Here is a 671-nt window from a genome sequence, read left to right on the forward strand (position 1 = left end):
GATAACTTTGCCGTCATGCCGCACGTTGATCGAGACATCAAAGCGGCTCAGTGCAATGCGTTTTAACAGCTCGTCAATGTGAGCAAATTCCGTTTTTTCGGTACGCAGAAACTTACGGCGTGCAGGAGTATTGAAAAACAAATCCAGCACTTCAACCGTGGTACCAATGGGATGGGCAGCAGGCTGCAATTTGACCTGCATATCACGCCCTTCCGAATATGCACTCCACGCTTCTTCTTGCGCAGCTGGGCGAGAGGTTAATGTAAGACGAGAGACGGAACTGATACTCGCCAATGCCTCTCCACGAAAGCCCAAGCTCATGATCGCTTCTAAATCATCTAAGGTATGGATTTTAGACGTTGCATGACGACTGAGTGCCAGCCCGAGCTCATCTTTCGCAATCCCTTTTCCGTTGTCACGAACACGAATAAGCTTGGCACCGCCTTTTTCGATGTCGATATCGATTCGGGTTGCGCCAGAGTCGAGGCTATTTTCCACCAACTCTTTGATGACAGAGGCAGGCCTTTCGACCACTTCCCCTGCCGCAATTTGGTTGGCGAGCCTAGCTGGCAAAATTTTTATCGTCATAATGAGTTAGAAGCTCACTTACTTATTTGTTTGGAATGATCAGGACTTGCCCAACAGCAAGCTCGTCCGAGCGCAAGTTGTTT

The 671-nt window shown here is 48.9% G+C and carries 1 protein-coding gene; it reads right to left on the reverse strand.

Annotated features, from left to right (window positions below):
- On the reverse strand, window positions 1–588 hold a 588-nt coding region (mutL, locus tag R7R24_RS27380; protein WP_318120222.1), incomplete at its 3' end, for a DNA mismatch repair endonuclease MutL.
- Window positions 589–671: the final 83 nt, after the last annotated feature.

The sequence above is a fragment of the Vibrio sp. 704 genome, from assembly GCF_033339295.1.